Annotated in this window: 20 protein-coding genes; 10 read left to right on the forward strand and 10 right to left on the reverse strand. The window is 68.8% G+C overall.

Features of this window, described 5'->3' with window-relative positions:
* Positions 1 to 37: 37 nt before the first annotated feature.
* The 4 genes from rplW to rpsJ are packed head-to-tail and all read right to left on the reverse strand — an operon-like array spanning position 38 to position 1,985.
* Positions 38 to 361: a 50S ribosomal protein L23 gene (rplW, locus tag AB0E98_RS13620; protein WP_361701889.1), complete on the reverse strand. Its 324-nt coding sequence runs from the start codon at positions 359 to 361 to the stop codon at positions 38 to 40.
* Complete coding sequence (gene rplD, locus AB0E98_RS13625; RefSeq protein WP_361701891.1) at positions 361 to 1,011, reverse strand: 50S ribosomal protein L4; 651 nt, start codon at positions 1,009 to 1,011, stop codon at positions 361 to 363. The genes rplW and rplD overlap by 1 nt, the downstream gene beginning before the upstream one ends.
* Before the next feature lie 7 nt (positions 1,012 to 1,018).
* Positions 1,019 to 1,663: a 50S ribosomal protein L3 gene (gene rplC, locus AB0E98_RS13630; protein WP_311608940.1), complete on the reverse strand. Its 645-nt coding sequence runs from the start codon at positions 1,661 to 1,663 to the stop codon at positions 1,019 to 1,021.
* Between the two features lie 13 nt (positions 1,664 to 1,676).
* Positions 1,677 to 1,985, reverse strand: coding sequence for a 30S ribosomal protein S10 (gene rpsJ / locus AB0E98_RS13635; protein ID WP_003948644.1), 309 nt, complete (start codon positions 1,983 to 1,985; stop codon positions 1,677 to 1,679).
* Positions 1,986 to 2,587: 602 nt separating this feature from the next.
* Here rpsJ and AB0E98_RS13640 point away from each other — a divergent pair.
* The 3 genes from AB0E98_RS13640 to AB0E98_RS13650 all read left to right on the forward strand — a co-directional run bounded on the left by AB0E98_RS13640 (position 2,588) and on the right by AB0E98_RS13650 (position 6,691).
* The gene (locus AB0E98_RS13640) at positions 2,588 to 4,711 is read left to right on the forward strand and encodes a PIG-L family deacetylase (protein WP_361702125.1); all 2,124 of its coding nucleotides are present in this window, start codon (positions 2,588 to 2,590) and stop codon (positions 4,709 to 4,711) included.
* A gap of 94 nt (positions 4,712 to 4,805) precedes the next feature.
* Positions 4,806 to 5,816 (forward strand): winged helix-turn-helix domain-containing protein, encoded by a 1,011-nt coding sequence (locus tag AB0E98_RS13645; protein ID WP_361701893.1) that lies wholly within the window; start codon positions 4,806 to 4,808, stop codon positions 5,814 to 5,816.
* A gap of 17 nt (positions 5,817 to 5,833) precedes the next feature.
* The gene (locus AB0E98_RS13650) at positions 5,834 to 6,691 is read left to right on the forward strand and encodes a metallophosphoesterase (RefSeq protein WP_361701894.1); all 858 of its coding nucleotides are present in this window, start codon (positions 5,834 to 5,836) and stop codon (positions 6,689 to 6,691) included.
* A gap of 112 nt (positions 6,692 to 6,803) precedes the next feature.
* Here the strand turns inward: AB0E98_RS13650 and tuf are convergent, their stop codons facing one another.
* From tuf to AB0E98_RS13675, 5 genes are all read right to left on the reverse strand, one after another.
* On the reverse strand, positions 6,804 to 7,997 hold the full coding sequence (gene tuf, locus AB0E98_RS13655) for an elongation factor Tu (RefSeq protein WP_361701895.1): 1,194 nt from the start codon (positions 7,995 to 7,997) through the stop codon (positions 6,804 to 6,806).
* Positions 7,998 to 8,163: 166 nt separating this feature from the next.
* The gene (gene fusA / locus AB0E98_RS13660) at positions 8,164 to 10,287 is read right to left on the reverse strand and encodes an elongation factor G (protein WP_361701896.1); all 2,124 of its coding nucleotides are present in this window, start codon (positions 10,285 to 10,287) and stop codon (positions 8,164 to 8,166) included.
* Between the two features lie 38 nt (positions 10,288 to 10,325).
* Positions 10,326 to 10,796: a 30S ribosomal protein S7 gene (gene rpsG, locus AB0E98_RS13665; protein WP_361701898.1), complete on the reverse strand. Its 471-nt coding sequence runs from the start codon at positions 10,794 to 10,796 to the stop codon at positions 10,326 to 10,328.
* A 2-nt stretch (positions 10,797 to 10,798) separates the two neighbouring features.
* A complete protein-coding gene (gene rpsL, locus AB0E98_RS13670; protein WP_003948652.1) occupies positions 10,799 to 11,170 on the reverse strand; it encodes a 30S ribosomal protein S12 in 372 nt (123 codons plus the stop codon).
* Between the two features lie 336 nt (positions 11,171 to 11,506).
* A complete protein-coding gene (locus AB0E98_RS13675) occupies positions 11,507 to 11,989 on the reverse strand; it encodes a helix-turn-helix transcriptional regulator (RefSeq protein WP_361701900.1) in 483 nt (160 codons plus the stop codon).
* A 480-nt stretch (positions 11,990 to 12,469) separates the two neighbouring features.
* Here AB0E98_RS13675 and AB0E98_RS13680 point away from each other — a divergent pair, with 480 nt between their 5' ends.
* From AB0E98_RS13680 to AB0E98_RS13690, 3 genes are read left to right on the forward strand one after another with little or no spacing between them, the layout of a single operon-like run.
* Positions 12,470 to 12,811 (forward strand): WhiB family transcriptional regulator, encoded by a 342-nt coding sequence (locus AB0E98_RS13680; RefSeq protein WP_361701901.1) that lies wholly within the window; start codon positions 12,470 to 12,472, stop codon positions 12,809 to 12,811.
* The gene (locus tag AB0E98_RS13685) at positions 12,808 to 13,488 is read left to right on the forward strand and encodes a hypothetical protein (protein ID WP_361701902.1); all 681 of its coding nucleotides are present in this window, start codon (positions 12,808 to 12,810) and stop codon (positions 13,486 to 13,488) included. Before AB0E98_RS13680 ends, AB0E98_RS13685 begins: the two co-directional genes overlap by 4 nt.
* Positions 13,485 to 13,706 (forward strand): hypothetical protein, encoded by a 222-nt coding sequence (locus AB0E98_RS13690; protein WP_361701903.1) that lies wholly within the window; start codon positions 13,485 to 13,487, stop codon positions 13,704 to 13,706. The genes AB0E98_RS13685 and AB0E98_RS13690 overlap by 4 nt, the downstream gene beginning before the upstream one ends.
* A 97-nt stretch (positions 13,707 to 13,803) precedes the next feature.
* On the opposite strand, the gene AB0E98_RS13695 is transcribed toward AB0E98_RS13690, so the two are convergent.
* Entirely contained in the window at positions 13,804 to 14,076 is a 273-nt protein-coding gene (locus AB0E98_RS13695; RefSeq protein ID WP_361701905.1) for a hypothetical protein, read from the reverse strand.
* Positions 14,077 to 14,363: 287 nt separating this feature from the next.
* Between AB0E98_RS13695 and AB0E98_RS13700 the strand changes: the two genes are divergently transcribed.
* The 4 genes from AB0E98_RS13700 (at position 14,364) to AB0E98_RS13715 (ending at position 17,750) form a co-directional block, all read left to right on the forward strand.
* Entirely contained in the window at positions 14,364 to 15,050 is a 687-nt protein-coding gene (locus AB0E98_RS13700) for a hypothetical protein (RefSeq protein WP_361701907.1), read from the forward strand.
* 23 nt (positions 15,051 to 15,073) lie between these two features.
* On the forward strand, positions 15,074 to 15,436 hold the full coding sequence (locus AB0E98_RS13705; RefSeq protein WP_361701909.1) for a hypothetical protein: 363 nt from the start codon (positions 15,074 to 15,076) through the stop codon (positions 15,434 to 15,436).
* Between the two features lie 143 nt (positions 15,437 to 15,579).
* Complete coding sequence (locus AB0E98_RS13710) at positions 15,580 to 16,578, forward strand: hypothetical protein (RefSeq protein WP_361701910.1); 999 nt, start codon at positions 15,580 to 15,582, stop codon at positions 16,576 to 16,578.
* Between the two features lie 284 nt (positions 16,579 to 16,862).
* Complete coding sequence (locus AB0E98_RS13715; protein ID WP_361701912.1) at positions 16,863 to 17,750, forward strand: CHAP domain-containing protein; 888 nt, start codon at positions 16,863 to 16,865, stop codon at positions 17,748 to 17,750.
* Positions 17,751 to 17,757 lie beyond the last annotated feature (7 nt).

The following is a 17,757-nucleotide window of genomic DNA, read 5'->3' on the forward strand; positions in this document are numbered from 1 at the left end:
CTCAGTCCTCGTCCGATTCCGGACGACTCGGACTCCGTTAGGAGGCCGGGCCGCCGAAGATGTCGATACGGTCGCCCTCGGCGAGGGTCACGATGGCGCGCTTGGTGTTGGCGCGCTTGCCGAAACCGGTCTTGGTGCGCTTGCGCTTACCCTGACGGTTGATCGTGTTGACCCCGGTGACCTTGACCGAGAAGACCGCCTCGACGGCCTGCTTGATCTGGGTCTTGTTGGCGCGCGGGTCGACGATGAACGTGTACTTGTTCTCGTCCAGCAGCGCGTAGCTCTTCTCGGAGACAACCGGCTTGACCAGGAGGTCGCGCGGGTCCGAGAACGTCTTGCTGGTGACGACGGCCTCAGTCATCAGGCCTCGCTCCCTTCGGTCTCAACGGCCTTGGGGCCAGACACGAAGGACTCGAAGGCGGCCTGGGTGAAGACCACGTCGTCGGAGACGAGCACGTCGTACGTGTTCAGCTGGCCCGGCTCCAGGATGTGAACCTGGGGCAGGTTGCGGGCGGACAGCCACGCGGCCTCGTCGGCACGGTCGACGACCAGGAGCAGGTTCTTGCGCTCCGAGATCTTGCCGAACAGCGACTTGGCGGCCTTGGTGGAAGCCGTGCCCTCGACCACGCCGGAGACGACGTGGATGCGGGAGTGACGCGCCCGGTCGGAGAGGGCACCGCGCAGGGCGGCGACCTTCATCTTCTTCGGGGTCCGCTGCGAGTAGTCACGCGGCACGGGACCGTGCACGACGCCACCACCGGCGAACTGCGGCGCGCGGGTCGAACCCTGGCGGGCGCGACCGGTGCCCTTCTGACGGTAAGGCTTGCGGCCACCGCCTCGGACCTCGCCACGAGTCTTGGTCTTGTGCGTGCCCTGACGGGCAGCGGCCAGCTGCGCGACGACGACCTGGTGGATCAGCGGGATGCTGACCTTGGCGTCGAAGATCTCCGCGGGGAGCTCGACGGTCCCGGCCTTGTCGCCCGCCGGCGAAAGGATGTCAATGGTGCTCATCGTTACCTCAGGCCCCCTTGGCCGCGGTACGGACCAGGACGAGGCCGCCGTTCGGACCAGGAACCGCGCCCTTGATCAGGAGCAGGCCCTTCTCCGCGTCAACGGCGTGGACGGTCAGGTTCTGGGTGGTGACCCGCTCGTTGCCCATGCGGCCCGCCATGCGGAGGCCCTTGAACACGCGGCCCGGGGTGGCGCAGCCACCGATGGAACCGGGGGAGCGGTGCTTGCGCTGGGTGCCGTGACCGGCGCCGAGGCCCTTGAAGTTGTGACGCTTCATGACACCGGCGAAGCCCTTGCCCTTGCTCTTGCCGGTGACGTCAACCTTGACGCCCGACTCGAACACGGCAGCGGTGATCTCCTGGCCGAGCGTGTACTCGCTGGCGTCAGCGGTACGCAGCTCCACCAGGTGGCGGCGCGGGGTGACGTCGGCGTTGGCAAAGTGGCCCTTGAGGGGCTTGTTCACCTTGCGCGGGTCGATCTCGCCGAAGGCGATCTGGACCGACTCGTAGCCGTCGCGGTCGTTGGTGCGGACCTGGGTGACGACACAGGGCCCGGCCTTGACGACGGTCACCGGGACGACCCGGTTGTTCTCGTCCCAGACCTGGGTCATGCCGAGCTTCTCGCCCAGGACGCCCTTAATGTTCTTAGCCATCTCGCGCGTCACCTCAGAGCTTGATCTCGATGTCGACGCCCGCCGGCAGGTCGAGGCGCATGAGCGAGTCAACCGTCTTCGGCGTGGGGTCGAGAATGTCGATGAGGCGCTTGTGCGTGCGCATCTCGAAGTGCTCGCGCGAGTCCTTGTACTTGTGCGGCGACTTGATGACGCAGTACACGTTCTTCTCAGTGGGCAGCGGCACCGGGCCCGCGACCGACGCACCAGTGCGGGTCACCGTCTCGACGATCTTCTTCGCCGAGGAGTCGATGACCTCGTGGTCGTAGGCCTTGAGCCGGATGCGGATCTTCTGTCCCGCCATGGCTACTCAGTAGTCCTGTCTCTCGTACGCTCTGGAACTCGGCCGGCTGCCCCCGGATTACTCCGGAAGCTGCTCCTCCACACTCCACCCTCCGACCCACGCGGTCGGGCGTGTCGCGCCCCTTCCAGCAAAATCCCCAAAGGGGATTCCCTGCTCAAGGGGTTTGTGGGGGAAGAACACCCACCGAGCGCCTGGTCGGTACCCCGCTGACACTTCCCGGAAGATTCCCGTACTTCCGCCCCTCATAAGGGACGACGAGTACTGCGGGACTCGCTTCCAGTCCTCCCGGCGGGAGGCGCACAGCATCGGCACTCAACCGAGCAACCTGAACAGTGTGCCATACGGTCGCGAAGAGGCGCCAATCGAAGCTGAAGACGGTACCCCGAGCGGCGGACTTGTCAAACCACCCCGCCGACATACAGGACACTATGGTCGCGAAACGCCCGGGCCGTCCACCGAGCGTGTCCGGCGTCGCCCGGCGGGATGCTTTGTCGGGCCCCGGGCAACCTCCTGGGAAGCCAGATCGTCCCCTTTCACGTATCACGCCGGGGCACGGTCGGGGACGGCGCGCCGGACGACGGGACGGAGTCACCTAGTTGAACGTGTCACAGCGCAAGGGGCTCACACGGCGATCCGTACTCACCGGTATCGCCGTGACCACGGCCGCCGCGGCCACCGGTTGCAGCAGCGGCGGCTCCAGCCGGGTCGCCCCCTCCCCCGACGCCCTCCAGTCCGCCGTCCCCGGCGGCACGGGATCGTTCAGCGGCGGCGGGGACGCGCTGCTCCTCCAGGTCATGGCCCACCCCGACGACGACCTGTACTTCATGAACCCCGACGCCCGGCACATGATCGAGGCCGGCGCCCCCGTGGTCTCCGTCTATGTGACCGCCGGCGAGTCCGTGGGGCAGAACTGGATCGAGGGCGTGCCCAAGCGCAGGCCCGACAAGGCCGCCTACTCCTCCGCCCGCCACCAGGGCCTGCGCCAGGCCTACGCCGAGCTGATCGGCAGGGACAAATTCACTCCATGGAAGAAGTCCGTCATGGACCTTCCGGGTGGTTGCCGCGCCGAGGTCAACGAGCTCGGCGAGGGCCGCCGCACGGTCCGGCTGATCTTCCTCAACATCGCCATGTTCTCCGCCGGCGAGACCCGGCTCCCCCTGCTGTGGGACCGGCCGTACGCGGTGATGCAGACCCTGGTGGCCACCGGCTCCCCGTGCCGCTCCGTCTCCACCTACCACCACCAGACCCTGGTGGACGTACTGGCCGCGATCATGGAGAAGTACCGGCCCACCGTCGTCCACACCATGGACCCCGACCCCGACTACCAGGTCCACGACGCCACCCACCCCAAGGACAACGACTACGGGGCGTGCTCGGACCACCGGGACCACACCCCCACCGCGCTCTTCACCTGGAAGGCGCTGGCCCAGTGGGTCTCCCGGCACACCCGGCACGAGGGCCACCCGCCGCGCTTCACCACCCTCGCCTTCCGCGGCTACTACAACCAGCGCTGGCCCTACAATCTCCCCTCCGAGATCGTGGACGAGAAGTACCGCCTCATCGCGGCCTACGGCGGCGACCCCGGCTGGGCCTGCGGCAACCAGGGCGGCTGCGGCGACTACGGCCAGGGCGGCGAGCGCCCCCTGAAGAACCGCAAGGGCTGGATCCGCTCCACCCACTACCGCTACCCCGGCCCCACCGCCGTCGCCGACAGCGACCGCTCGGGGCGCCTGGAGGCCTACGGCGTGCTCGGCCTCCAGGCCGTGCGCTGGCAGGAGACCTCCCCCGGCAGCGGCCGCTGGGGCGCCCCTGCGGGCCTCGGCGGCGGCCCGCTGGCCCCCGCCGTGGCCTCGGTCAAGGACGTCAAGGGGCACCGGCTGCTGTTCGCCCTGCGCTTCTCCTCCCTGGAGGGCCAGGGCCGCGGCAACGCCCGCGAGATCACCGTCCTGGAGCAGCACAGCCCGGGCGGCGCCTTCAACGCCTGGAAGAGCCTCGGCAACCCCGAGCACAAGGCCGAGCGCGGCCGCCGCGTCGGCGTGCCCGCCGCCGTCGCCACCCCGGACGGCCGGGTCCACCTCTTCGTCCGCAACGCCGGCAAGGGCCTCTCCAGCCGGGTGCGCGAGCCCGACGGCACCTGGGGCAAGTGGCAGAGCCTCCACGGCCAGGAGATCCAGGAGGGCCTCTCCGCCGCCCTCGACCGGCAGGGCCGTGTCCATGTCTTCGGCATCGGCCGGGACACCGTCCACCACTGGGGCCAGGAAGCCCCCGGCAAGCCCGTCCGCGTCATGCCGCTGCACGGCCTGCCCGGCCCCGGCGGCAACCAGATGGGCGCCGCCCTCGGCGCGGACGGCGCGCTCACCGTCGTCTACCGCACCCCGACCGCCGCCGAGCCCGTCGGCTACGGCCTGGGCCGGGACGGCACGGGCGCCGAGCGGACCGGCGGCTCCGGGCTGCGCTCCTTCAGCGGCTACGGCCCGCTCGCCGCCTGCACCGTCCCCCGCCGGGGCGGCCGGGACTCCCTGATGGTGCTGGGCCGCGCCCTCAGCGGCGAGATACAGCTCGTGGACGCCGAGGCCGGCGGCGGGCCCGTCCGCGCGCCCCGGGGCATCACCCCGGTGGGCGCCTCCGGGCTCGTCACCGACTCCGGCCACCGGGCGTGCGCCGTGGGCCTCGGCCCCGACGCCACCCCCTGGGTCTGGCGCCCGGCCCCCGGCTCGGGCGTCTGACCCCTCCTCGTACGCGTGGCCGAGGAGACCGCCCTCAACGGTCTCCCGGCCCCCGCGCACGTTCAACCCGCGCGAGAAGGGGCAGAGGCAAGGGGTGCGCATTCACTTCACCGGGGTCGACCTGGGCCGCGTACGGCTGGACGCCGAGCCCGATCTGCTGTGGGAGACCCTGCTGGCCGCCCATATGGTCCAGACGGGCCAGGGGCCGCTGATCTTCGACGGCTGGCGCCAGCTGGTCCGGGGCCGGATCACCGATCCGATGCGGCGCGTCCTCGCCCTGGCCCCGCCCCGCGGCTACTCCCCCGACTTCCTCACCCCTCCCGAGGCCACCGACGGCCTCGCCACCGGCCTCGACGCCATGCTCTCGCTCCCCCGGGCGACGCTCCGCCGCGATCTGGAGCTGCTCGCCCCCGACCGCCGCGACCTCCATTTCGTCCGCCACCTCGCCGAGGGCCGGACCGAGGCCGTCAAGGCCCTGGGCGAAGGCCTCACGGCCTTCCACGACACGGCGGTGCGGCCATATCTGGCCAAGGTGCGGGAGCACATCGCCGCCGACCGGGCCACCCGCTCCCAGGCCCTCCTGCGCAGCGGAGTCGAACAACTGCTCTCCAGCATTCATCCACAGGTGCGCTGGAGCCCACCGGTACTGGAGGTGCTCGTAGCGGGCACGGGCGAGGACGTCTTTCTTGAGGGGCGCGGGCTTCGGCTCGTGCCCTCCTTCTTTTGCTGGCGCGCCCCCACCGTGCTCCGCGATCCGGAGCTGCCACCCGTGCTCGTCTACCCGATCGTCCACGACCCCGCCTGGCTGGGCGAGCTCCGGGGCGGCCGGCGCGAGGGCGCCGAGCCACCGCTGGCCGCCCTCCTCGGCCACACCCGGGCCGAAGTGCTGGAGGCCACCGCCCGCGGCTGCACCACCAGCGAGCTGGCCCGCCGGGTGGGAATCGCCATGGCCACCGCCAGCCACCACGCCACCGTGCTGCGCGAATCCGGGCTGATCACCACCCATCGCACGGGCGGCCGGGCCTACCACACCCTCAGCGTCCTGGGCCGGGACCTGCTCAACGGCAACCGCCTGGTCTCCCTGTCCCCCGGCCCCGGAAGGTAGCCGCCTACCGTAGATCCATGCAGCAGCCAATAACGCCCAGCGCGGGTCGCCGGCTCCTCGCCGTCAGCGACCTGCACACCGGCATGGCCGACAACGTGGCCATCGCCGAGTCACTGCGCCCCACCACCGACGAGGACTGGCTGATCGTGGCCGGTGACGTCGCCGAACGCTTCGACGATGTAGAACGCACCCTGCGGCTCTTGGCCCGCAACTTCCCCAAGGTCATCTGGTCCCCGGGCAACCACGAGCTGTGGACACCGACGGGCGACCCCGTCGAGCTGCGCGGCGAGGCCCGCTACGCCCACCTGGTCGAGCTCTGCCGGAGCCTCGGCATCAGCACGCCCGAGGACCCCTGGCCCGTCTGGGAGGGCCAGGGCGGCCCGGTGGCGGTCGCCCCGCTGTTCACGCTCTACGACTACACCTTCCGCACCCCCACGGCCGCCACCAAGGAGGAGTCCCTGGCCCAGGCCCATGAGACGGGCATCGTGTGCACGGACGAGTACCTGCTGCACCCCGAGCCCCACCGGGGCATCGACGACTGGTGCCGGGCCCGGGTCGCGGCCACCGAGGCCCGGCTGGCCGCCCACGACCCGGAGCTGCCGCTGGTGCTGGTCAACCACTGGCCGCTGGACCGCCGGCCCACGGACGTCCTGACGTACCCGGAGTTCGCCCAGTGGTGCGGCACGGAGCTCACGGCCGGCTGGCACACCCGCTACAACGTCGCGGCGGTGGTCTACGGCCATCTCCACATCCCCCGGACCACCTGGTACGAGGGGGTGCGCTTCGAGGAGGTCTCCATCGGCTACCCCCGTGAGTGGCGGCGCCGCGGCCACCCCAAGGGGCTGCTGCGGCAGATCCTCCCGTACGCGTCCTAGCCCGGTCCCGGCCCCGGAAAGCCCCGGCCCCGGAAACACGAGAGGGCCCGCACACCTCGCGGTGTGCGGGCCCTCTCGTCGACCGTCAGGTCAGACCTTCAAGCAAGTGGACTTACTTGTTGATCTTGGTGACCTGGCCGGCGCCGACGGTGCGGCCGCCCTCACGGATGGTGAAGCGCAGGCCCTCCTCCATGGCGACGGGCTGGATCAGGGAAACGGTCATCTCGGCGTTGTCGCCGGGCATGACCATCTCCGTGCCCTCCTTGAGGGTCACAACACCGGTCACGTCAGTCGTACGGAAGTAGAACTGCGGACGGTAGTTGTTGAAGAACGGGGTGTGACGGCCACCCTCGTCCTTCGAGAGGATGTAGGCCGTGGCCTCAAACTCGGTGTGCGGGGTGACCGAACCCGGCTTGATGATGCACTGGCCGCGCTCGACGTCCTCGCGCTTGATGCCGCGGAGCAGCAGACCGACGTTCTCACCGGCCTGGCCCTCGTCGAGCAGCTTGCGGAACATCTCGATACCGGTGACCGTCGTGGTCGTCTTCTCGGTCTTGATGCCGACGATGTCGACGGTCTCGTTGACCTTGAGGACACCGCGCTCGATACGACCGGTGACGACGGTGCCACGACCGGTGATCGTGAAGACGTCCTCGATCGGCATCAGGAACGGCTTGTCGACGTCACGCTCGGGCTGCGGGATGTGCTCGTCAACCTGGGCCATCAGGCCGAGGAGCTTCTCGCCCCACTCCTTGTCGCCCTCCAGCGCCTTCAGCGCGGAGACGCGGACAACCGGAGCGTTGTCGCCGTCGAACTCGTACTCGGAGAGGAGCTCACGGACCTCGAGCTCGACGAGCTCCAGGATCTCCTCGTCGTCCACCATGTCGGCCTTGTTCAGGGCGACAACGATGTACGGAACGCCGGACTGGCGGGCCAGGAGCACGTGCTCCTTGGTCTGCGGCATCGGACCGTCGGTCGCGGCGACCACGAGGATCGCGCCGTCCATCTGGGCGGCACCGGTGATCATGTTCTTGATGTAGTCCGCGTGACCCGGGCAGTCGACGTGGGCGTAGTGACGCGCCTCAGTCTGGTACTCGACGTGCGCGATGGAGATGGTAATACCGCGCTGACGCTCCTCCGGGGCCTTGTCGATCTCGTCGAAAGGCGTGAAGGGGTTCAGGTCCGGGTACGCGTCGTGCAGCACCTTGGTGATCGCCGCGGTAAGAGTGGTCTTACCGTGGTCGACGTGACCGATGGTGCCGATGTTGACGTGCGGCTTAGTCCGCTCGAACTTCGCCTTCGCCACTGGGGTCCTCCTGTGGAGTGGTTCTGTACGCCTGGATTGGGTCGGCGCCAGGGATCTTTGCTGGGAAGCCGCCCGCCGGGGCAGACCGCCATGATTTGTGGCGGAATGCCCCGACAGCCGGTGTCAAGCCTAAAGCGTGTATCACGCCCGTAGAGACGGGAGTGGGTTACTCGCCCTTGGCCTTCGCGATGATCTCCTCGGCGACGTTCCGCGGAACCTCGGCGTAGGAGTCGAACTGCATCGAGTAGCTTGCGCGACCCGAGGTCTTGCTGCGGAGGTCTCCGACGTAGCCGAACATCTCCGACAGCGGAACCAGGCCCTTGACGAGCTTGGCGCCGTGACGGTCCTCCATGGCCTGAATCTGGCCACGGCGGGAGTTGATGTCGCCGATGACGTCACCCATGTAGTCCTCGGGGGTGGTGACCTCGACGGACATCATCGGCTCGAGAAGAGCCGGGGACGCCTTGCGAGCACCCTCCTTGAACGCCATGGAACCGGCGATCTTGAAGGCGAGTTCGGACGAGTCGACGTCGTGGTAGGCGCCGTCGAGCAGCGTCACCTTCACGCCGGTCAGCGGGTAGCCGGCCAGCACGCCGAACTCCATGGCCTCCTGGCAACCCGCGTCCACGGACGGGATGTACTCCCGCGGGATACGGCCACCGGTGACCTTGTTCTCGAACTCGTAGCCATCGCCCTCGAGGGGCTCGATGGCCATCTGCACCTTGGCGAACTGGCCGGAACCACCAGTCTGCTTCTTGTGCGTGTAGTCGATACGCTCGACGGCCTTGCGGATCGTCTCGCGGTACGCGACCTGCGGCTTGCCGACGTTCGCCTCGACGCGGAACTCACGGCGCATACGGTCGACCAGCACGTCGAGGTGCAGCTCGCCCATACCCGCGATGATGGTCTGGCCCGTCTCCTCGTCCGTGTGGACCTGGAAGGACGGGTCCTCCTCGGCGAGACGCTGGATGGCGACACCCAGCTTCTCCTGGTCGCCCTTGGACTTCGGCTCGATGGCGACCTGGATCACCGGGGCCGGGAAGTCCATGGACTCGAGGATGACCGGCTTCGACGCGTCGCAGAGGGTCTCACCGGTGGTGGTCTGCTTCAGACCCATGACGGCGACGATGTCACCGGCACCCACCGACTCGATCTCCTCACGCTTGTTCGCGTGCATCCGGTAGATCTTGCCGATGCGCTCCTTCTTGCCCTTCACGGAGTTCTGCACCTGGGTGCCGGTCTCCATGCGGCCCGAGTAAACCCGGACGAAGGTGAGCTTGCCGAGGTGCGGGTCGCTCATGATCTTGAACGCAAGACCCGCGAACGGCTCGTCGTCGGACGGCTTGCGCTTGACGACCTCGTCGGGGTTGTTGACGGCGTGGCCCTCAACAGCCTCGATGTCCAGCGGCGACGGCAGGTAGCGCACGACCGCGTCGAGCAGGGGCTGAACGCCCTTGTTCTTGAACGCGGTGCCACAGAACACCGGGGTGACGGTGACGGAGTCGGCGCTGCCACGGGAGGCCAGCGTGATGCGGCGGATGGCCGCCATCAGCTGCTCCTCGGTGGGCTCCTGGCCCTCGAGGAAAAGCTCCATCATGGCGTCGTCGTGCTCGGCAACGCCCTCAAGGAGCTTGCCGCGCCATTCCTCGGCAGCCTCGGTGTGCGTGGCCGGGATGTCGACGACGTCGTACATCTCGCCCTTGGCGGCCTCGGCGGACCAGACCAGCGCCTTCATCTGGACGAGGTCGACCACGCCCTTGAAGTCGGCCTCGGCACCGATCGGCAGCTGCATGACCAGCGGCACCGCACCGAGGCGGTCGACGATCATGTCGACGCAACGGTGGAACTCGGCGCCGGTGCGGTCGAGCTTGTTGACGAAGCAGATGCGCGGCACGCCGTAGCGGTCCGCCTGACGCCAAACGGTCTCGGACTGCGGCTCAACACCGGCGACGCCGTCGAACACCGTCACGGCACCGTCGAGGACGCGCAGCGAACGCTCCACCTCGACGGTGAAGTCGACGTGGCCCGGCGTGTCGATGATGTTGATCGTGTGGTCGACGTCGTTCAGCGGCCAGTGGCAGGTCGTCGCGGCAGACGTGATCGTGATGCCGCGCTCCTGCTCCTGCTCCATCCAGTCCATGGTGGCAGCGCCATCGTGGACCTCACCGATCTTGTAAGAGACACCGGTGTAGAACAGGATCCGCTCGGTGGTGGTCGTCTTGCCCGCGTCGATGTGGGCCATGATCCCGATGTTGCGGACCTTGGCCAGGTCAAGCGAAGTGGTGGCCATATGGCTCAGTCTTCTCTCGGTCTCGATGTGGGTAGCGACTACCAGCGGTAGTGCGCGAAGGCCTTGTTGGACTCGGCCATCTTGTGCGTGTCCTCGCGCTTCTTGACCGAGGCGCCGAGACCGTTCGAGGCGTCCAGCAGCTCGTTCATGAGGCGCTCGGTCATGGTCTTCTCGCGACGAGCGCGGGAGTAACCGACCAGCCAGCGCAGCGCCAGGGTGGAGGAGCGGCCCGGACGGACCTCGACCGGCACCTGGTAGGTGGCGCCACCGACACGGCGGGACTTGACCTCGAGCGCCGGCTTGACGTTCTCGAGGGCGCGCTTGAGGGTGATGACCGGGTCGTTACCGGTCTTCTCGCGCAGACCCTCCATGGCGCCGTACACGATGCGCTCGGCGGTGGAGCGCTTGCCGTGCAGGAGGATCTTGTTGATCAGCGACGTCACCAGGGGGGAGCCGTAAACCGGGTCGATGATGACCGGGCGCTTCGGGGCGGGGCCCTTACGAGGCATTCTTACTTCTCCTTCTTGGCGCCGTAGCGGCTGCGAGCCTGCTTACGGTTCTTGACGCCCTGCGTGTCGAGGGAACCGCGGATGATCTTGTAGCGAACACCCGGCAGGTCCTTCACACGGCCACCGCGGACGAGCACGATGGAGTGCTCCTGCAGGTTGTGGCCCTCACCCGGAATGTAAGCGGTGACCTCGATGCCGGAGGTCAGGCGCACACGCGCGACCTTACGGAGCGCCGAGTTCGGCTTCTTCGGGGTGGTCGTGAACACACGCGTGCAGACGCCACGACGCTGGGGCGAACCCTCGAGTGCGGGCGTCTTGTTCTTCTCGACCTTGTCCTGCCGGCCCTTCCGGACCAGCTGCTGGATCGTAGGCACCGTTTCTCCGGTTTCTGTGATCTCGATAAAACTAACCCGGGTGTCACCGCCGACCCACGCGGTCGGGCGTGTCGAACCCTGCACACTCCACCGGAGGGTGGAATCAGCACAGATTTCGGTGTTCCCGGCCGCTTGGATCCGTCCGGCTCCGGGCCTCTCACACGGTCTGAAGGCACGCGCGAGAGCCCAGGGACACCCCAGGCACAAGGTCAGAGCGTACCTACAGCATGGGCTGCGGTCAAAACAAATGCACACGCGGAGGACACCCCGATGTGCTGCATATGTCGCAGATCAGGGTGGCCGCCCAGGCCCCGCCGGGCCCCCTCCCGGCGGGTCCTAGAGGCCGGCCGATACACCCCGATGGGCGCTCAGCGTGCCCTCCGTACGGGCCCCGCTGACCGAGAGGATCATCTCCGCCATCTCGACGAACTGCCGACGGTGACTGTCGGGCACGCCGAGCATCTCCGCGGCCTCCGCCGGGGTCACCCGGCCGTCGCCCTCCCGGCCCCGGACGCCCTCACCGGCACCCGTACGCCCCGCGCCCGGCAGCGGCAGGTCCTCCGCCGTCACCTTGCCGGACTGAATCAGCATGTCCCGCAACGAGACCCCGAGCACACGCGCCAGGGCGCGCATGGTCTCCAGGTCGGGCAGGCTCTGCCGCTGCAGCAGCCGGGTGACCGCCGCGCGGTGCACACCGGCGTCCTCCGCCAGCCGTGACCTGCCTCCGCCGCGCGGGCTGTCGATGTCATAGCCGCGTTCTCGCATCAGGCCTTCGACCCAGCCCGCGAAACGCTCCATATCCGAGCCTTTTTCGCCCATCACACTGCTCCCTCCGCACTCCCTCCGCGCCACAGACCCTACCGTCCGATCGCGCACGCAATAAACAGAATGATGCGCGCGAGCGCAACCCCGCTACCCCGCTGTGGCAAATTCCGGCTTTTCCCTACTGGCCAGTGGGTTTACGGGGCGTCCGGCATGTGGGCCGGAACACATGATCGGTATTTGTTGCGCTCGCGCACGCACTCTGTCTACTGTTGATTGCGCCACCGCAACATGACGCACCGTGTTCACGGTGGCACCTCCTACCACGCACGCACCGCACCCGCACCGCACCCGCACCGCACCGCTGCTTCGCCCTGCCCCGCACTCCCCGCATCCCTGCCTCCCTGCTTGCTGCCCGCCCGCCTGTTCACGGGCCCGGGCCGGGTCTCCCGCATCGCCCGTCCCGCAGCCCAGCGGCTTCACGGCTCCGCAGCACCGCACCGCCTGCCCGCGCCCGAGAGGGGCCCGAACCCGCCCATGCCCGAATCCGCGCTCCGCGCCCCCGTCACCGCCTATCCCCACCCCACCGCCGCCCGCCGCCCCGTCGACTGGCGCTCCCACGCCGCCTGCGTCGGCCTCCCGGACAAGGCGGTCTTCGCCCGCCGCCCCAAGGACGCCCTCCCCGCCCTGCGGGCCTGCGCCGGCTGCCCCGTGCCCCGCTACTGCCTGGAGGCCGTGGCGCCGCGGGAGAACTGGTTCGACGGGGTGTGCGGGGGCCGCCTGTGGCGCAACGGCAAGGAGGCCCGGATCCCCGAGGAGCCGGCTTCGGAGGCGGGCCTCACCACCTCACTCGTCCCGTACCCGGAGGAGCTGTCATGACCACCGCGCCCACGACCACCGCGAGCCGTCCCGACCGCGCGGCCGCGGCCGTATGGCTGGACATCCTGCTCCGCCAGTTCCCCGAGCTGGGCCGGGAGCTCGCCCCCAGCCGCACCGCCCGCCCCTCGACCGGCGGCCGCGCCACCCGTACGGCCCCGTCGGCACCCATCCGCCTGTTCATCTCCGACACCATCCGTGACATCACCGACGGAGTGGTGGAGCTGGAGGAGGCGGTCTGCGAGAAGCTGCGCCTCCCCCGGCCGCGACGCGCCGGCGTGGAGGAGCGGCTGATCCGCATGATCGTCCTGCTGGACGACATCGCCGAGCGCCCCGACCCGGTGCTCGCCGAGCACATACGGACCGAGGCCCGCCGGATGGTGCGGCGCTGCTCCCTCGCGCTGGGCGACGCCGAGACGCCCGTACGCGTACGCGGCCGCTGCCCGCACTGCGACTCCGTCTCCCTGCGCGTCTTCCCGCACCGCGAGACGGTCCTCTGCGTCAACCCCGGCTGCCGCTGCGCGGACCCGGCCTGCGCCTGCCGTACGGACCGGGGCCACCGGCACTCGTGGGTACGCGCCGAGTGGCCGCGGCTGGCGGAGGCGACGGAGGGCGACCTGGCGGAGATGGCCGCGGCGCAGGACGACGAGGACGGATACGAGGAGGGCTCGAACCGATGACGACGACTTCGACGACTCTTGTGACGGCGCGGCTGGCCGCCGAGGAGGTGGCGGTGGTGCCGGACACCATCCGCAAGTGGGTCCAGCTGGGGCATCTGACCCCGGCGGGCCGCCGGGGCAGGGCGAACCTGTTCCGTCTGGAGGACGTCTTCACGGCGGAGCGCGCCACGCGCCGGGCGCACGAACGACGCGAGGGGCGCGAGGGATCCCCCGTATAAAGAGGTACCCCGTATAAAGAGGCGCCCCTCCATATACATGCCTGTGCCCCGCGGCTCCGAAGAGCCGCGGGGCACAGGCATGCTGACCGTCCCTCTGTCAGACGTCGGTCATGTCGTACGAACCGATGCGGTACACCTGAGCGCCGGTGGCGTCCTTGCGCTTCTGCCCCACGGTCTCGATGGCCTCCTGCCAGCCGTTGACGAAGCCACTGACCTCGGCTTCCTCGACGGCCTTCCCGGCTATCTTGCCGACGACGGCGGTCAGCGCCCGGGCGACCTCGTCGGTGAAGAGCCCCGACTGCCCCGACTCGGCGGCGACCTCGACGGTGGCGGCCACGACGTCCGTGAGCAGATCACTGCGCGCGCTCACCACGTGGTCCCCCCGCAGACCACGATTTGCTCGCTCATGCCACCCCCAGGTGCTTTCCGCCGACTCATGTGCCCTTCCGTAACACCTCCTGAGCATCTGTCGCGAGATGGCCAGGAGTGTGCGTGATCGCCCATTAATCTATCCCGACGGTCTGACACCTCGTCCCCTCAGTACCGGACCTCGTGATATCTCCCGGAGGGCATCCGGTCGAACATAAGATCACTCCCAAGTGTGACGTGTGCGACGCACTGGCCGGTAGGGGATTTAGGGGACGGGTGGGGACAGCCATGTGGGGACGGAGACGGGCTCAGCGCGCCTACGACGGGATGCTGGCGGAGACCCACGAGTCCCTGTCGGGCCTGTTGGAGACGGCGGACGACACTCACGGGATACTCCTGGGCTCGTACGAGAGACTGCGCGCCTCGCGCGACCGCGTCGAGGGACTGCTCGACCAGGGCGACGGCCTCCCGGCGAAGTCGGTCCGCGCGGAGCTGGCCGGCGTCGAACAGCTCTGGAGCGAGCACGAGGACCGGGTCGCGGAGTACGAGGAGATGCGCGCCCCCTGGCGCGACGGCGTCGAGCACGCCGACTTCGACGACATGGAGCCGGCGGTCGAGTTCTTCTCGGCGTACGTCCACGCGGCCGTCCCCGCGATGGAGGCGATGGCCTCCCTCATGGAGAACCTCGGCGACCTCCAGCGGAACCTCCAGGAACTCCGCGACAAGCTCGCCCCGATCCAGCAGCGCACCCACGCCGCCTTCGCCGCGGCCTCCGCCGAACTCGCCTGGGCCGGCACCGCGGCCCAGGGCAGATTCGCCCTGGAGGCCCGCCTCCACTCCCTCGGCGACCGCCTCCACGAACTGGACGCGGGCCGCGTGGAGCTCCAGCCGGGCCGGACGGTGATGGACTGGTACCGCGAGGTCGAGGCCGGGATAGCCGAGGTCCGCGACGCGACCGTACGACTGGGGCGCTGAGCCCGGCCGTGATCAATGTGTACGTGAACGGGTTCGTCGGCGGAGCGGTCTGGTTACTGATCGCGGCGGGCGTGGCGGTGGGCGATGTGCTCTCCTACCGGAGGCGGGTCACCACAAGGGCCGTGTGCTGGAGCGTGGCCGACGAGCCCAAGGGAATCGTCAAGCACTCCCTTGAGAGGGTCCGGGTGGCCGACGAGGGGAAACTCGCGGTCCTGCGCACGAAGGGACCGAGCGTCGGGGTCGGCAGGGCCGTCACCATCTCGTACGACCCGAAGCGCGCCGGCGAGGTGTACCTCGCGGACCGCCACCCACGGATATCACCGCGACCCGTCATCGGGCTGGCGGGCATCGGAGTCGCGCAGATCGTCCTCGGCCTCATCACGTGACCTCGCTGCCGGTTCGATGAAGAGCCGATGATGCGGCACGCCCCAGGGACCCCGGGACGACTTTTCCCCTCCGCCCACCCTCGTGATCCACTTGCGCTAAGTGCATCAGAAATAGATGCACTTAGCGCTACAAGGGGGGATTCATGCATGTTTTACTGACCTGGGCAGTCCGTGGGTTGGCCGGCCTGACCTTCGCCGCCGCGGCGGCCGCGTGCGTGTGGGCGCTGGGGATCGACTACCAGCCGCCTCCTCACACCGGCGTCCTGGCCTGCGTGTGGACGGCGGCCGGATCGGCGATCGCGCGGGCGGTGCTGCTCTGGGTCCGGCGGTGGCACGGCAGACGTACGGCCCCGGAGTGGGCCACGGCCGTCTCCCTGGAAAAGGGCAGGCACCGGGACCACGCCTGGACATGGGATGCACTGCAAGGGACACCCGATGCTCCGGAGAGATGGATCAAGTTCCGGCAACTGGCCGTGAACGTCCTTCTTCTCTCGGCGTCCATGACAGCCGTCACGCTGATCTCCCTGCCGAAGAACGACGGCCTGCCGACCCGCCTCCAGCACGCGCGTCCCGAGGTCGCCACCGCGACCATCGCCGAACCGCCGCAGATCACCGGCAAGGACTACGACGACGACTATCGCGACCAAGTCGTCGCCTACTACAGCAAGCTGAAGGTCTCGATTCCCGGCGGCCCGGCACGCCTGTCCGTCGGCCCCATACGGACCAGCAAATCACCGCGCGTGGGGGAGCGCCTGACCGTGCTGTGGTCCCCAACCTCTCCGTCCCTGGGTGGCTACTCCGGAACACCCGCCCGGCTCGAACGCCTGGCACACACGGAGTGGAGAGCGAACCTGACGGCGGGTATGTCGACGGGCATCGCGGCCGTGTTCGGCCTGGTCATGCTTCCGTGGGTCTTCTGCTTCGCCTTCGGCCCGGAGGACGACACGCTCAACGAGATCGCCTGGTCACCCGGCGCGCAGTCCGTCTATGCCCTGTCCTTCGCAGGCGTCGCCTATGGATATACGCCGACGCTGACCGGAGAAGCCGCGCACGGGCTCCAGAATCTGCTCCAGCTGGGCGGCTGGCTACTGATCGGCTTCATGATCTTCGCCCCTGTCTACCGTCTCCTCAGAGACGGGTAGCCAACCCTGGCGCGCCCCTCCGCAACAACTTGTTGCGCTCGCGCACGATCTCGTTCACAATAGATGCAGCGGCGGAGCTGCGCCCACGACAAGGGCGCGGCCCGCCGCTTCGCGTTGAGCGGCCGGCGACGACCACTCCCGCGTGCCGCATGACAACGGCCCCCGTCCCCGAAAAGGGACGGGGGCCGTTTGCGTGGCCCCGAACACGACCGACGCGCCCGCGCCGCTCAACGCCGCACTCCCACCCATCAACTGCCAAGAAAAGAAAGGGGGCAATCACAGAAATGGCCAATACCGCCAAGGCCCTGCTTGACGAAGCCGCCAAGCACATCGGCTACAGGGAAGGCCCGAACAACGACAACATGTTCGGCCGTTGGTACCCCATGAACAACGAGCCGTGGTGCGCGATGTTCGTGTCGTACTGCGCATGGAAGACGGACAACGACGACATCATCCCGAAGTTCGCCTACTGCCCCAACGGCGTCGCCTGGTTCAAGGCTCGCGACCAGTGGAGCCGGACTCCCTCCGTCGGCGCGATCGTGTTCTACGGGACCGAGGGCCAGGACCACGTCGAGATGGTCGAGTCGTTCACCGACTCCGAGATCGTCACCATCGGCGGCAACACCAACGACGACGGTTCGTCGAACGGTGACGGCGTCTACCGCCGCCGCATCAGCCGCAGCAACACCCGTATCTACGGATACGGCCACCCCGCCTACAAGAATGATGAGGACTTCGACATGCCCAAGCGCGTGAGCCTTGCCCGTAAGACCGAGGTTGCCCTGAAGCGCAACACCGTTACGCAGATCCCGTTCGACGACGAGTACTCCGACGGCGGCGACCAGCACCCCGACAAGGGCGGCCCGGCCTTCATCACCGGCAACTCCGACTACATCGCCACCGCCGCCGCCACCATCGCGGGCATCGCCCCCGGCATCACCATCCAGACCCGCTTCCTGGAGGTCAACGCCAAGGGCGACGTCGTGAAGGAGGGCCCGATCGAGGAGGCCCTGGCGACGGCCGGCAACACCTACATCACCCAGACCCGCGCCGGCGGCGTCTGCGACCCCGGCAACCACGTCGTCTGGACCATCGAGGTCATCAACGGCGACACCGACGGCAAGGTCACCTACGCCGAGGTCCAGGCCAACTACTGGCCCCGACCCGCCTGATCGGCCT

Origin of the sequence: Streptomyces sp. NPDC037389 (assembly GCF_040636475.1) — a bacterium.
Lineage (GTDB): Bacteria > Actinomycetota > Actinomycetes > Streptomycetales > Streptomycetaceae > Streptomyces > Streptomyces hesseae.

Excerpts from the sequence above, each read along its gene's own strand:
- rplW (WP_361701889.1), bottom strand. The coding sequence starts at position 361 with ATGACTGAGGCCGTCGTCACCAGCAAGACGTTCTCGGACCCGCGCGAC.
- rplD (WP_361701891.1), bottom strand. The coding sequence starts at position 1,011 with ATGAGCACCATTGACATCCTTTCGCCGGCGGGCGACAAGGCCGGGACC.
- rplC (WP_311608940.1), bottom strand. The coding sequence starts at position 1,663 with ATGGCTAAGAACATTAAGGGCGTCCTGGGCGAGAAGCTCGGCATGACC.
- rpsJ (WP_003948644.1), bottom strand. The coding sequence starts at position 1,985 with ATGGCGGGACAGAAGATCCGCATCCGGCTCAAGGCCTACGACCACGAG.
- AB0E98_RS13650 (WP_361701894.1), top strand. The coding sequence starts at position 5,834 with ATGCAGCAGCCAATAACGCCCAGCGCGGGTCGCCGGCTCCTCGCCGTC.
- fusA (WP_361701896.1), bottom strand. The coding sequence starts at position 10,287 with ATGGCCACCACTTCGCTTGACCTGGCCAAGGTCCGCAACATCGGGATC.
- rpsG (WP_361701898.1), bottom strand. The coding sequence starts at position 10,796 with ATGCCTCGTAAGGGCCCCGCCCCGAAGCGCCCGGTCATCATCGACCCG.
- AB0E98_RS13675 (WP_361701900.1), bottom strand. The coding sequence starts at position 11,989 with ATGGGCGAAAAAGGCTCGGATATGGAGCGTTTCGCGGGCTGGGTCGAA.
- AB0E98_RS13680 (WP_361701901.1), top strand. The coding sequence starts at position 12,470 with ATGCCCGAATCCGCGCTCCGCGCCCCCGTCACCGCCTATCCCCACCCC.
- AB0E98_RS13685 (WP_361701902.1), top strand. The coding sequence starts at position 12,808 with ATGACCACCGCGCCCACGACCACCGCGAGCCGTCCCGACCGCGCGGCC.
- AB0E98_RS13690 (WP_361701903.1), top strand. The coding sequence starts at position 13,485 with ATGACGACGACTTCGACGACTCTTGTGACGGCGCGGCTGGCCGCCGAG.
- AB0E98_RS13700 (WP_361701907.1), top strand. The coding sequence starts at position 14,364 with ATGTGGGGACGGAGACGGGCTCAGCGCGCCTACGACGGGATGCTGGCG.
- AB0E98_RS13710 (WP_361701910.1), top strand. The coding sequence starts at position 15,580 with ATGCATGTTTTACTGACCTGGGCAGTCCGTGGGTTGGCCGGCCTGACC.
- AB0E98_RS13715 (WP_361701912.1), top strand. The coding sequence starts at position 16,863 with ATGGCCAATACCGCCAAGGCCCTGCTTGACGAAGCCGCCAAGCACATC.